At 39.5% G+C, this 14,509-nt stretch carries 9 protein-coding genes; all 9 read left to right on the plus strand.

The genetic code is table 11. The features are described from left to right. Positions 1-72 precede the first annotated feature (72 nt). The 9 genes from LQ227_RS14950 (at position 73) to LQ227_RS14990 (ending at position 14,489) form a co-directional block, all read left to right on the plus strand. Positions 73-516, plus strand: coding sequence for a MaoC/PaaZ C-terminal domain-containing protein (locus LQ227_RS14950; protein ID WP_230140927.1), 444 nt, complete (start codon positions 73-75; stop codon positions 514-516). A gap of 156 nt (positions 517-672) precedes the next feature. After that, a complete protein-coding gene (gene fucP, locus LQ227_RS14955) occupies positions 673-1,974 on the plus strand; it encodes an L-fucose:H+ symporter permease (protein ID WP_230149833.1) in 1,302 nt (433 codons plus the stop codon). Between the two features lie 120 nt (positions 1,975-2,094). Beyond that, positions 2,095-5,514, plus strand: coding sequence for a glycosyl hydrolase (locus tag LQ227_RS14960; RefSeq protein WP_230149834.1), 3,420 nt, complete (start codon positions 2,095-2,097; stop codon positions 5,512-5,514). 25 nt (positions 5,515-5,539) lie between these two features. Further along, positions 5,540-6,130, plus strand: a complete 591-nt coding sequence (locus tag LQ227_RS14965) for a hypothetical protein (protein WP_230149835.1) — start codon at positions 5,540-5,542, stop codon at positions 6,128-6,130. 46 nt (positions 6,131-6,176) lie between these two features. Beyond that, positions 6,177-8,240, plus strand: a complete 2,064-nt coding sequence (locus tag LQ227_RS14970; RefSeq protein WP_230149837.1) for a glycoside hydrolase family 127 protein — start codon at positions 6,177-6,179, stop codon at positions 8,238-8,240. A 146-nt stretch (positions 8,241-8,386) separates the two neighbouring features. Further along, on the plus strand, positions 8,387-9,814 hold the full coding sequence (locus LQ227_RS14975; protein ID WP_230140939.1) for a sialate O-acetylesterase: 1,428 nt from the start codon (positions 8,387-8,389) through the stop codon (positions 9,812-9,814). Between the two features lie 400 nt (positions 9,815-10,214). Next, a complete protein-coding gene (locus LQ227_RS14980) occupies positions 10,215-12,467 on the plus strand; it encodes a DUF5703 domain-containing protein (protein WP_230149839.1) in 2,253 nt (750 codons plus the stop codon). Between the two features lie 93 nt (positions 12,468-12,560). Further along, positions 12,561-13,349, plus strand: a complete 789-nt coding sequence (locus tag LQ227_RS14985) for an SDR family oxidoreductase (RefSeq protein WP_230149842.1) — start codon at positions 12,561-12,563, stop codon at positions 13,347-13,349. A 120-nt stretch (positions 13,350-13,469) separates the two neighbouring features. Further along, the gene (locus LQ227_RS14990) at positions 13,470-14,489 is read left to right on the plus strand and encodes a zinc-binding alcohol dehydrogenase family protein (RefSeq protein ID WP_230140947.1); all 1,020 of its coding nucleotides are present in this window, start codon (positions 13,470-13,472) and stop codon (positions 14,487-14,489) included. Positions 14,490-14,509: the final 20 nt, after the last annotated feature.

A 14,509-nucleotide genomic window follows, 5' to 3' on the forward strand; every position in this document is an offset into this window, starting at 1 on the left:
AAAGAAAGATTGCTTCGCCTCGATGAAAAAATCTAAGGCTCACAATGACGGAAACAGTATAAAAAGAGCAAAATGTATTTCAAATCAACATTTTTTGAAGATTATCAATTACAGGATAAACGTGTAACGCTAGGTCGTACCATAACAGAAACCGATTTTGTAGTTCATGCTGGCCATACAGGCGATTTTTTTCCGCACCATATGGATGCCGAATGGTGCGCAACACAACCGTTCAAACAACGAATAGCTCACGGAACCATGATTTTTAGCATTGGGATCGGTTTAACAGCTTCAGAAATCAATCCAGAAGCCATGAGCAAAGGATATGATAAATTGCGGTTCGTAAAACCTGTTTTTATTGGCGACACCATTCACTCCGAAATAACTATTTCTGAAAAAGGGGAAAGCAAAAGGCCAGAATATGGCACCGTAACCGAACATGTAGAAATCATCAACCAACACGGAGAAGTTGTTCTAGTCTGCGACCATCTTTTGGTGGTGAAAAAGGTTCATTAGTTCAATGGTCAGTAGTTCATTGGTATGGGCGCGTATAGCGACAGTTTACCAGACATGATTACAGCACCAATGAACCGCTGGCTAATGAACCAGTGACAAATAAACTAGTCAACTATCGAACCAAACAAATGAACCAATAACCTAACCAGTGAACCAATGACTAATGAACCAAAAACCACACAGCCAGAAATTGTAACTGAGGGCGATCCGTCATCAGGAAAGAAGTATTTATTACCTTTTATACTCGTAATCAGCTTGTTTTTCCTTTGGGGAATGGCACATAACCTCGATTCAATCCTAATTCCGCACCTAAAGAAAGCATGTAACCTCAATAACAGACAATCTACATTGATTGATACATCTGTTTTCTTTGCTTATTTTTTAATGGCTATTCCTGCCGGAATGATTTTGAAAAAGTGGGGCTATAAAGCAACCATGATCTCAGGTTTACTAGCTTTTGCTTTCGGTGCGTTTTTATTTGTGCCAGCTGCCAATAACCTGTCGTACATTACATTTTTGATTGCACTTTTTATTATCGGTTGTGGTTTAACCATGCTCGAAACTTCTGCTAATCCTTATGCTGCTGTATTGGGCGATCCTGCAAAAGCGACAAGCAGATTAAACCTTGCTGCATCTTTCAACGGACTGGCTGCTATGGTGGCACCCATGATTGGCGGATTGTTTATTCTTTCAGGCAAATCGCACAGCAAAGAAGAATTGGCAGCCATGACGGAGGCAGGTAGAAACAATTATTTCTTAGAAGAGGCAGCATCAGTTAAAACACCATACATTTCCCTTGGCATTGTTTTATTGATAATAGCCGCTGTATTTTACTTTATTCACCTTCCTGAAATTAAAACCAAAAGTATTGATGGTGAGGCTAAGGGAAGTTTTTTTTGCGCATTACGTCACAAACATTTAAAGTGGGCGGTTGTTGCTCAGTTCTTTTATGTTGGTGCGCAGGTTTGTGTAACCAGTTTTTTTATTAGAATGGCCCAACAAGGCGGAGGATTTGATGAAAAAACAGCCGCATCTTACTTAGCTATTTATGGCTTTTTATTTACGGTAGGCCGTTTCGCAGGAACTGCGATTTTACAGTTTGTATCATCGAATAAACTGCTCGCTATTTATGCGGTAATCTCTATTTTATTGTGCTTAGTTGCCATTTTAGGTAAAGGTTCGTATGTGGTTTATGCATTAGGTGCTGTCGGATTCTTTATGTCAATTATGTTTCCAACCATTTTTGCCCTGGGAATTGATGGCATAGGTGATGATACAAAACCAGGCTCTTCATGGTTGATCATGTCGATTGTGGGTGGCGCAATTTTACCATTCGGCATGGGTAGTTTAATCGATATGTATGGCGACAATATCCAAATTGGTTATAGTATCCCTTTGGTTTGTTTTGTTTTCGTCCTTTATTTCGGCTTGAGAGGTTATAAAATCGCACGCAAATAAAATTTAACGTCATCCGATAGCTATCGGATGCGAGGAGGAACGAGGTGGTAATCTATTCTTAAATAAAGATTGTTTCGCGGGTTGAAATCCACCTTTGATATTTATAAGAAAATAAAAAAAATGAAATTTAGGTTTAGCAAGATTTTAATATTCATGCTGTTGTTATGCTTTGGCTTTTCAACAAGCCTTTTTGCGCAACAGAACGAAAGTGCAAAACCTTGGGTATTTTGGTATTGGGTTAAAGGTGCGGTTTCAAAAGCTGGCATCACAGCCGATCTGGAAGCAATGAAATCAAACGGCATCGCGGGTGCTTATTTAATGAGCATCCAGGGCCCTGATAAAATGCCTGTTTATTCGCCGCCCGCCGTACAACTCACACCCGAATGGTGGAAAATGGTTGAGTTTGCCATGAGTGAGGCGAAACGGTTGGATCTGAAATTAGGCATGCATGTGAGCGATGGTTTCGCGCTGGCAGGTGGCCCATGGATAACCCCTGAATTATCGATGCAGAAAGTAGTTTGGTCTAAAATAAATATCAGTAATTCAGCTACAAAGATCAATTTACCTCAACCAGAATCAAAAGAAAATTATTATAAAGATATTGCCGTTTACGCTTACCCTTCACCAATTGGTGAAGGCATTTCAACAAGAACCCTTATCCCCAAAATTAAGGCAAGCAATGGTGCTGATGCTACCGGTTTAGTGCAACCAGAGAATAAGAAAAACTTTGCTTCAAATGAACCATGTTATATCCAATACGAATTTGAAAAACCTTTCACCTGCAGAACGATAACCATTAAAGTAAGTGGAAATAACTATCAGGCACAACGTTTGGCTATCGAGGTAAGTGATGATGGGAAAAATTTCCGATCAATAGGTAGATTGGAAGCGCCCCGTCATGGCTGGCAGGATACCGATGAAGATGTTACCCATTCCATTGTACCTACCACCGCTAAGTTTTTCAGGTTTATTTATGATAAAAAGGGATCCGAACCAGGTTCAGAAGATTTAGATGCAGCCAAATGGAAGCCATCATTAAAGCTCGTAAACCTCGAATTATCTTCAGAAGCACAGCTCAATCAGTCCGAAGGCAAAAATGGTTCAGTTTGGCGGATCAGTAAGAGAAGCACAGAAACAGAAATCGCCAAAAACCTGTGTGTGCCCTTGAATAAGATCATTAACCTAACGGATAAGTTAACTCCAGATGGAACCTTAAACTGGAAAGCGCCGAAGGGTAATTGGACAATCTTAAGAATTGGCCATACTTCTACAGGACATACCAATGCAACTGGTGGCGGTGGAAAAGGATTGGAATGTGATAAATTTAATCCCGAAGCGGTAAAACTACAATTCAACAATTGGTATGGCGAAGCTTTAAAACATGGCGGACCAGAGATAGCCAAAAAAGTATTAAGCATTTTCCATGTAGACAGTTGGGAATGTGGCAGCCAGAATTGGTCGCCGGTATTTAAAGCAGAATTTTTAAAGCGGAGAGGTTATGATTTAACGCCATATTTACCTATCATGACCGGATTACCTGTAGAGAATGTATCGGTGTCCGAAAATTTCCTTTACGATGTTAGAAAAACGATTTCGGAATTGGTTGTAGATCAGTTTTATAAAACGCTTGCAAAACTGGCAAAGGATCAGGGCGTAACTTTTACGGCAGAAAGTATTGCACCAACGATGATGAGTGACGGATTGATGCATTACAAAACGGTTGACATCCCCATGGGCGAGTTTTGGTTAAACAGCCCGACACACGATAAACCGAACGATATGTTGGATGCCATTTCGGGCGCTCATATTTATGGTAAAAACATCATCCAGGCCGAGGCTTTTACCACCGTTCGTATGGACTGGAACGAAAGTCCGGCCAATATGAAAACCCTACAGGATCGTAATTATGCTTTAGGGATTAATAAATTGGTGTATCACGTCTTTACACACAACCCCTGGACAGATCGGAAGCCTGGAATGACCTTAGATGGTGTTGGCCTATATTTCCAACGCGATCAAACCTGGTGGAAGGCTGGTAAAGTATGGATAGATTATGCAGAAAGAACGCAAAACCTGTTACAACAAGGAAAACCTGTTGTAGATATTGCCGTTTTTACCGGTGAAGAATTACCACGCCGTTCTGTTTTACCAGATAGGCTGGTCGAAACCTTGCCAGGTATTTTTGGTGCTGATGTTGTGGAGGCTGAAAGGAAACGCCTCGCAAATGTTGGTGAACCTTTAAGGCAAATGCCAGCCGGCGTAACACATTCAGCAAATATGGCCGATCCCGAAAATTGGGTAAATCCTTTACGCGGATATGCTTATGATAGTTTTAATCCCGATGTATTGCGTACAGCAACTGTTAAAGATGGCAATGTTGTTTTCGAAAGTGGGGCAACTTATAAAATTTTGGTAATACCGGGTAACATGAATATGAACCCGAATTATCAGTATATGAGTTATACAACTGTAAAAAAAATATTTGAGTTAATTATAGCGGGAGCTAATGTGATTGTAGCAAACAAACCTTTGTATCAAAATGGTTTACAACAAGTTAGTAAATCTGCGTTTAGCGCTGCAGTGGACGAAATTTGGAAGAATAATTTTCATGAGATAAATAATAATCATCATCCTGTTCTAATGAAAGTAATGGATAAAGGCAATCTGTTTAAAGCTCCTTTTAATGCCGATAATTTTAAACTTGTAGGAATTGAACCAGATCTTTATGTAACAGAAGCTAATCCGAACAATAAACCAATTGGTTATGCCAAAAAAGTTGCTTATAATCATAGGAAAACTGACAAAAAGGATATCTATTTTATTTCTAATCAAGAGGCTAAAGAAAGAAATTTTTGGTTTTCATTTCGTGTAACCAATAAAATGCCACAAGTTTATGATGCTGTTGCCGATAAGTTAACTGACATTAATAATTGGTCTAGTGAAGGGGGGCGAACAGGTTTTACTTATAAAATCGCTCCTAATCAAAGTTTGTTTTTTCTCTTCGAAAAGGAAACTCCTAAAACTCAATTTAATAGTGGCAACAACTGGTCTAACTTCAAAACCATCCAGGATATTTCCAAATCATGGCAAGCAAAATTTGATCCCACTTATGGAGGTCTATCAAAACCCATAATCTTTAACGATTTAACCGATTGGACACAAAACACAGATAGTTTGGTTAAATATTATTCAGGAACTGCAGTTTATACCAAAACCTTCAATTTTAACGAAAATATAAAGGGTAAAACATGGATTGATTTAGGCGAATTTTCGAGTATTGCCGAAGTAAAAATTAATGGAATAAACTGCGGCACTTTATGGACTGCTCCGCACCGTTTAGAAATCAGTAAAGCCATTAAAAACGGCGAGAACCAAATTACCATCGAAGTGACAAATACCTGGGCTAACCGTTTAATTGGCGATAGCAAAATACCAGAAAATAAGAGAATTACCAAAACAACTGCGCCTTTCCGATTGGAAGGTAAAGCTTTAAATCCTGCAGGATTATTAGGGCCAGTGGTGATACAAGTGGAAGAGTAAATGAGCGTTTAATATTTCAAAATATATGAAAAAAATAATTGTATTAATCCTGGCTTTTACCCAAACTATTGTTTACGCTCAACAAAAGAAGGTGAAGGATAATTTTAATGTCCAGATCAGATTAGAAAAGGGCGATTTAAATAAAGATGGTTTGATCGACAAAACCGTAATTATGATGGATACGACCGATACAGCGGTTCCATTACGGTTACAAATATTTTTTTTACAGCCAAATAAGAAATTTAAATTAGTTTTCTCTTCAACTGACCTAATTGAACCCCAATATGTAAACGGTGTACATACTAAAAATCAAATCCCTTATTTTTTTATTGAAAACGGATTTCTATTAATGAACACTGAAAAAAATGATGTTCGCTATGAGTATAAATTCATCTACAAAAATGGAGTTTTTCAATTGATTAAAGTCTCTAGCATAGTTTATGATGGGCGAAATGCGACAACAGAGACTACATTTAATCTTTTAACAGGAGTGAGAACAGAAACTACAACGTTATTGGGTTCCGAAAAAATCTTAAAGAAAAATACAAAGAAGATAATGATCAGGCCATTACCTACACTTCAGAATCTAAGGACTTTTGGCAATAAATTAGATTAATAACAACAAAACCCGAGACATTTTCAGGTTAAAAATTAAAAAAATAATGAAAAAGCTACCCCATATAACCAAAAATTTTGTCTTGCAGACTTTACGACTTCTGGTAATTGTTTGTGTAACGCTTTTTCTGACGTTAAGCGCTAAAGCACAAGACAAAGCTTTGGTTAATACGTCAAATTCGCCTTACGCGAAATTGCACAGTATCAATATGTCGGATGTAACCTGGACAAAAGGATTTTGGGCCGATCGGTTTAAAGTAGCTACCGAAACCATGGTACCTAACATGTGGGCCATTTATAACGATCCGAAGATCAGTCATGCTTTTGAAAATTTCAAAATTGCAGCAGGTTTAGATACGGGCTCGCATGCTGGTCCATCTTTCCATGATGGCGATTATTACAAAACGTTGGAGGCTGTAGCTGTTTTATACGCTTCAACCAAAAACCCAAAACTGAACGAAATGATGGATAAAGCCATTGTGGTAATCGGTAAATCACAACGCGATGATGGCTACATCTATACCAAAGCAATGATTGAGCAGCGCAAAACAGGCGCTAAAAACCAGTTTCAAGATCGGTTAAGCTTCGAATCGTACAATATTGGCCATTTAATGACGGCTGGCTGCATTCATTACCGTGCAACCGGAAAAACTACTTTGCTCAACATTGCTAAAAAAGCGACAGATTACCTGTACAATTTCTATAAATCTGCTTCACCGACATTGGCACGAAACGCCATTTGTCCTTCACATTACATGGGCGTGGTAGAAATGTACCGCACCACAAAAGATCCCCGGTATTTAGAACTGGCCCAACATTTAATCGCCATCAAAGGTAAAATTGATGACGGCACAGATGATAACCAGGATCGCATTCCTTTTTTACAGCAAACCAAAGCCATGGGCCACGCCGTTCGTGCCAACTACCTGTACGCAGGAGTAGCGGATTTATATGCCGAAACAGGTAAAGATTCGCTTTTAAAAACATTGAATTTAATGTGGGATGATGTCAATCAGCACAAAATGTACATCACGGGTGGCTGTGGCTCGCTTTACGATGGAACTTCGCCAGATGGCACTTCCTATAATCCGGCCGATGTGCAGAAAATCCACCAGGCTTTTGGTCGCGATTTTCAATTACCCAATTTTACCGCACATAACGAAACCTGTGCCAACATTGGTAACGTACTTTGGAACTGGCGCATGTTGCAGATTACAGGCGATGCAAAATATGCTGATGTAATGGAACTGGCCTTACACAATAGCGTTCTGTCTGGAATTAGTTTGGATGGAAAAAACTTTTTATACACCAATCCTTTGGCGCAATCTGATGATTTACCTTTTAAACAACGTTGGTCGAAAGATAGGGTACCTTATATCACATTATCCAATTGCTGCCCCCCAAACGTAGTCAGAACGATTGCAGAAGTTAGCGATTATGCCTACAGTACTTCAGATAAAGGCCTATGGTTTAATTTATATGGTGGCAATAACCTAAATACTACATTAACGAATGGTCAGAAAATTTCTTTATCTCAAGAAACCAATTATCCCTGGGATGGGAAAATCAAAATCAGCATTAAAGAAATAGGGACTAAAGTTTATTCCTTATTTTTGAGAATCCCGTCGTGGACACATAATGCACAGATCACAATCAATGGGAAAACTGAAAATCTTAAAGCCATTTCCGGAACTTATGCAGAAATCAGCCGCGTTTGGAAAAAGAGTGATGTAATAGAATTAAATCTCCCTATGGATGCCACTTTGATTGAAGCTAATCCTTTGGTCGAAGAAAACAGGAACCAGGTAGCTGTTAAACGCGGACCAATTGTTTACTGCCTGGAATCGACAGATTTATCTGGTAAAAGTATTTTTAATGCTATTATTCCGGCTTCAACCAAATTTGAGGTCAAACCCATTAATATCGATGGTGCTGCGATGATGAGTTTAGTAGGAAATGCAAAAATGGTAGTGCCAAACAACTGGGAAAATGTGTTGTACAGGCCGATTGAAGATAAAAACACAACAACAGAAATTAAACTGGTGCCATACTTTGCCTGGGGAAACCGCGGTCATTCAGAAATGTCGGTATGGCTGCCGGTGAGTAGATAATATGCGGTCGTCATTTCGAGCGGAGTGCAGCGCAGTCGAGAAATCTAACTAAATAGATCTCTCCACTTCGCGTTGCTCCGGTCGAGATGACGACTCTTTTACAAGATTCTATCAATTGATTGGATCAAATATTTAATGTTAAAAAAATGAAACTAAAACTCTTCATATTCTTAAACCTCACTTGTTGCCTCATTGCATCAGCCACCGTAAAACCTGCATCGATTTTTACCGATCACATGGTGTTACAACAACAAAGCAATGTTGCCATATGGGGCTGGGCCAAACCCGCTACCAGGGTAAAAATCAATACCTCCTGGAACAAACAGCAATACACCGTTATTACTGATCAGGCAGGTAAATGGAAAATAAAAGTTGCGACTCCATCAGCCGGTGGTCCATACAATATTGAATTAAATGATGGTGAAAAACTTGTCCTGACCGATATTCTAATTGGTGAAGTTTGGTTCTGTGGTGGCCAATCAAACATGGAAATGCCCATGAAAGGTTTTAAAAGTCAGCCGATAATTGGTTCCAATGAGGCCATTCTAAAATCTACCAATAAAAACATCAGGCTTTATACTGTTCCGCGTTCTTCCATCACCGAACGACAAGAAAACAGCAAAGCTTCGCAATGGAAATTAGCTGCCCCAGAAACCGTTGCCAATTTTAGCGCAACCGCTTACTACTTTGGTTCCTTATTAAGCGAAATGTTAAATGTTCCTATCGGGATCATCAACGATAGTTATGGTGGTTCTACAATTGAGGCCTGGATGTCGCCCGAGGATTTAAAAGCATTCCCCGAGGTTAAAATCCCCTCAAAAACCGACAGTATAAAAGAAGTAAGTAGAACGCCCACAACTTTATACAATGGCATGCTTTATCCTGTAATCGGATATGGCATAAAAGGCGCTATCTGGTATCAGGGCGAATCGAATTATGAACGTCCAGACCGCTACGAAGACTTATTCCCGGCGATGGTTTCTTCCTGGAGAAAAAATTGGGATAATGGTGATTTTCCTTTCTATTACGCGCAAATCGCGCCCTACAATTATGCCCAATTGCCGCCTTATCATGTTGGTGAGAAATTTAACTCGGCCTTTTTACGCGATGCACAACGTAAATCCCTTACTAAAATTCCAAATTCGGGGATGGCAGTTTTAATGGATATCGGCGAGGAAAAATCCATCCATCCCGCAAACAAAAAACAGGGTGGAACCCGTTTGGCTTACCTGGCCTTGTCTCAAACTTATGGTATAAAAGGTTTTGGTGCATTAAGTCCGAATTATGAATCATTTAATGTCGAAAAGAATACCGCTGTAATCAAGTTTCAAAATGTACCAAACGGGTTAACTGCTTTTGGTAAAGAACTTTCTTTATTCGAAATTGCAGGCGCCGATAAAAAATTTTATCCAGCAAAAGCAAGCATAAAAGGAAGTAGCATAACGGTTTCGGCTCCCGAAGTTAAAGCACCTATAGCTGTTCGCTACGCCTTCAAAGATTTTGTAACCGGCGATTTATTTGGGAACGATGGTTTGCCCGTTTCTTCATTCCGTACTGATGATTGGGAGAATTAGTAATATTAAAATGAATTTAACCACGAAGACACTAAAAGTACAAAGTATCTTATTTAGGAACTTAAATGCCCTGAAATGCCTTATATGGTTTAAATTTTTGAACCACGCCTCAGGTGTTCTCAGCTGTCTTAGGTGGTTCAATACCACAGGCCAAAAAACATTAACCACGAAGACACAAAGCACACCAAGTATTTCATTTGGGAACTTAAATGTTCTTATATGGTCAAAATTTTTGAACCATGCCTCAGGTGTTCTCAGGTGCCTTAGATGGTCAAATACCATATGCAAAAAAACATTAACCACAAAGACACCAAGCACGCTAGGTATTCCCTTTAGAACCTTAAATGCTCTTATATGTCTTATATGGTCAAAAAGAACCAACCTTTTCTTGGTGTGCTCCGTGTCTTTCTGCTTCCTCACCTCAAATGCTTTTTCGCAAGAAAAAGCCCCCAATAACGTGGTTTGGAATACCCAAAGCCTCAATTCATCAGCATCCATGCCCGTAGGTGGCGGCGATATCGGCCTTAACCTCTGGGTAGAAAATGGCAATGTTTACCTCTATCTATCCAAAAGCGGCACCTTCGATGAGAATAATACCTTACTCAAGCTTGGTCGTGTAAAACTCAAATTATCCCCAAACCCTTTCGAGGGGAAATCATTTGAACAAGAACTGATCTTAAAAGATGGTTATGCCCAGATTTCAGGTTCAAACGGTAAATTAAATATAAAAATAAATGTTTGGGTAGATGTTTTTAATCCGGTTATTCATTTAGACATTAAATCAAGCCAAAATACCACAACAGAAGCCAGTTACGAAAGCTGGCGCTTTGAAGACCGCATTACAAAAGGCAAAGAGAACAACCAAAATTCGTATAAATGGGCACCTCAGGGCATTGTAAAAACCCTTAAAGATGAAATTGCTTTTAAAAACAATACCATTCAATTTTACCATCAAAATAAACCTGAAACGGTATTTGATATTACAGTAAAACAGCAAGGCCTTGATGATAGAAAGGCCGAGTTGTTCAATCCGCTAAAAAAACTGATTTTTGGTGGCTCTATGCAGGGAGATAACCTAATTCCGGCAGGGAATGATGAAGGTATTTATTTAAGTACACCTTTTAAAGCCTGGATATTGAAAAGTAAAAAACCTTCGCGTTCAAACCACATTACCATTGCTTTACATACAGTTAAAACTGAATCAGTTTCTGATTGGGAAAAACAGTTAACTTCATTAAAAATCAATAACAGTCATAAATCCAGTATAAAATGGTGGAATGATTACTTTGAAAAGAGTTTCATTTATATCAATTCGAAAGATGAATCAGCCAATCAGTCGGCTAAAAATTATCAGTTATTCAGGTATATGTTGGGTTGCAATGCCTTTGGCAAATACCCCACAAAATTTAATGGCGGTTTATTTACCTTCGATCCACAACTTACTGATACCGCGCTGAAATACACACCCGATTTCAGGAATTGGGGAGGAGGTACCCACACCGCACAAAACCAACGTTTAGTCTATTGGCCGATGTTAAAAAGCGGTGATTTTGAAATGATGAAGCCTCAATTCGATTTCTATCTGAATTTGTTGAAAAATGCTGAAATCAGAACGCAGTCTGCCTGGGGACATAATGGCGCCAGTTTTACAGAGCAATTGGAAAATTTTGGATTACCAAACCCAGCAGAATACGGCTGGAAACGTCCTGCCGATTTTAACAAAGGCATGGAATACAATGCCTGGTTAGAACACCAGTGGGATACAGTTTTGGAATTCTGCATGATGATTTTGGAAACAGAAAGGTATAATGGCAATAACATCGAAAAGTATCTTCCATTGATTGAAAGTTCACTTAGCTTTTTCAAAGCGCACTACACTTATTTAGCCAAACAGCGCGGAGCAAAAGCTTTGGATGCCGATGGACATTTGGTTTTGTACCCTGGCTCTGGTGCTGAAACCTATAAAATGGCCTATAACTCCACCTCAACCATTGCTGCGCTAAAAACCGTTTTAGAACGACTTCTGGAGCGTCCCAATTTATCCGAAAAGCAAAAGTCGGAATGGACGGCCATGCTAAAAACCATTCCACCCATCAGTTTTAGAACATTTGACGGTCATACCACAATTGCTCCGGCAAAACTTTGGGAGCGCATTAACAATACCGAAAGTCCGCAGTTGTATCCCGTTTATCCCTGGGGCATTTATGGAATTGGTAAACCTGGTTTAGACACCGCCATCAATACTTTTAAATACGATACAGATGTGCTGAAATTCCGCAGTTTTGTAGGCTGGAAACAGGACAATATTTTTGCTGCCAGATTAGGTTTAACTGAAGATGCTGCAAAATTAACCACCGCAAAGTTAAAAGACTCGGGAAGGAGATTCCCGGCATTCTGGGGACCTGGCTTCGACTGGACACCAGACCATAATTGGGGCGGCTCTGGTATGATCGGTTTACAGGAAATGCTGATGCAGGTAGACGGAAAAAAGATTTATCTTTACCCTGCATGGCCTAAAGAGTGGGATGTACATTTCAAGCTCTATGCGCCTTACCAAACCACCGTTGAAGGGCAGTTAAAGAATGGAAAATTAATAGATTTAAAAGTATCGCCTGAATCAAGGAGATCGGATATAATTAATATGATTAACTAATCGGTATCGTCATCCTGAACTTGTTTCAGGATCTAATCAGTACTAAAGACCCTGAAATGAATTCAGGGGGACGCTACAAAAAAAATAAAAAACATGGATTTACAATTAAAAGAAAAAGTTATTATCATTACCGGTGCTGCTAAAGGCATTGGAAGAAGCATTGCAGAAGTATTTGCTAAAGAAAATGCAATTGCCGTAATCGTAGGTAGAAAAGCAGCAGATAACCAAAAAGTAGTTGATGAAATTATTGCTCAAGGCAAACAAGCGGAACAATTTGTTGCAGAACTTTCCAATCCGGATGATTGCGAAAAAGTAGTTAAAGAAATTGTCGCTAAATTTGGAAGGATTGATGGTTTAGTGAATAACGCCGGCGTTAACGATGGGGTGGGTTTAGAAAGTGGAAATTATAAAGACTTTATGGCTTCATTACATAAAAATGTAGTGCATTATTATTTGATGGCACACCATGCCTTGCCAGAATTAATTAAAAGCAAAGGTGCAATTGTAAACATCACTTCAAAAACGGCTGAAACGGGGCAAGGAAATACTTCAGCCTATGCTGCCGCAAATGGTGGTAGAAATGCATTAACCCGCGAGTGGGCTGTTGAATTACTAAAATACGACATCCGAGTAAATGCAGTAGTGGTTGCCGAATGCTGGACACCTGCTTACGAAACCTGGATAGAGACTTTGGATAATGCGGAAGAAAAACTAAAAGAAATCACTTCAAAAATTCCATTGGAAAACAGAATGACAACTGCAGAAGAAATTGCAAACATGACAGCCTTTTTAATGTCTAACAAATCAAGCCATACCACCGGACAGATTATCCATGTTGATGGCGGTTATGTTCATTTAGACAGAGCTTTGGCGAACGCTTAATCCACCGACGTCATTTCGAGCGGAGTGCAACGCAGCCGAGAAATCTATCTAAGCAGATCTCTCCATTCCACTGCGCTTCAGTCGAGATGACGATTTTTCTTATTCAATCATTAAATTACAATGAAAACCCTTACCTGTACTACACCTGGAACTTTCGAATATTCAGAAACAGAAAAACCTGAGCTTAAAAAAGACCATGCCATTATAAAAATTAAAAGAATCGGTATCTGCGGGACCGATTTACATGCCTTTGAAGGTACCCAACCTTTCTTTAATTACCCAAGAGTTTTAGGTCACGAGTTATCAGGCGAATTGGTTGAAGCCGATGGAGTCGATAACTTCAAAATAGGAGAGGCTGTTACTTTTATCCCATATTTTAATTGTGGCGAATGCATTGCCTGCCGAACGAACAAACCAAACTGCTGTGTTAAAATGCAGGTTTGTGGTGTACATGTTGATGGTGGTATGCGCGAATATTTGCAGGTTCCATCGAGGACACTTTTACATGGCGAGGGATTGAGTTATGATGAGCTCGCTTTAGTTGAACCTTTAGCTATAGGCGCGCACGGTGTTCGCAGGGCAGCTGTTCAGCCTGGAGAATTTGTCCTGGTTATTGGTGCCGGGCCAATTGGTTTAGGCACAATGGAATTCGCCAGAATTGCCGGGGCCAACGTAATCGCCTTAGATATTAATGAAGACCGCCTGGCTTTCTGTAAAGATAAATTAAAGGTAGCGCATGTAGTTAATGCGCTTTCGCCTGATGTTGCGCAACAATTGAGCGATATAACCAATGGTGATATGCCAACGGTTGTAATCGATGCAACGGGGAATCAGAAGGCCATTAACAACGCCATAAACTATATGGCACATGGCGCAAGGTTCGTTTTAATAGGGCTGCAAAAAGGAGATTTAATTTTTAACCACCCTGAGTTTCACAAGCGCGAATCGACATTAATGAGCAGCAGAAATGCCACCATTGAAGATTTTGAGCATGTAATCAAATCAATGAAAGCTGGTTTGGTTAATCCTACCAACTATATTACGCATCAGGTTAAATTTGAGGAAGTAAAAGATGAGTTTGAAAACTGGTTAGATCCAAAGAACGGGGTGATTAAAGCAATGGTTAGTGTAGGATTGTAGGTGGTATTTAAGTTACGCGT

This window comes from Pedobacter sp. Bi27, assembly GCF_918698255.1.
Taxonomy (GTDB): Bacteria; Bacteroidota; Bacteroidia; order Sphingobacteriales; family Sphingobacteriaceae; genus Pedobacter.

Bases quoted from the DNA above. Each gene is read 5' to 3' on its own strand.
- LQ227_RS14960 (WP_230149834.1), top strand. From the start codon at position 2,095: ATGAAATTTAGGTTTAGCAAGATTTTAATATTCATGCTGTTGTTATGC.
- LQ227_RS14965 (WP_230149835.1), top strand. From the start codon at position 5,540: ATGAAAAAAATAATTGTATTAATCCTGGCTTTTACCCAAACTATTGTT.
- LQ227_RS14990 (WP_230140947.1), top strand. From the start codon at position 13,470: ATGAAAACCCTTACCTGTACTACACCTGGAACTTTCGAATATTCAGAA.
- LQ227_RS14985 (WP_230149842.1), top strand. From the start codon at position 12,561: ATGGATTTACAATTAAAAGAAAAAGTTATTATCATTACCGGTGCTGCT.
- fucP (WP_230149833.1), top strand. From the start codon at position 673: ATGACTAATGAACCAAAAACCACACAGCCAGAAATTGTAACTGAGGGC.
- LQ227_RS14975 (WP_230140939.1), top strand. From the start codon at position 8,387: ATGAAACTAAAACTCTTCATATTCTTAAACCTCACTTGTTGCCTCATT.
- LQ227_RS14950 (WP_230140927.1), top strand. From the start codon at position 73: ATGTATTTCAAATCAACATTTTTTGAAGATTATCAATTACAGGATAAA.
- LQ227_RS14970 (WP_230149837.1), top strand. From the start codon at position 6,177: ATGAAAAAGCTACCCCATATAACCAAAAATTTTGTCTTGCAGACTTTA.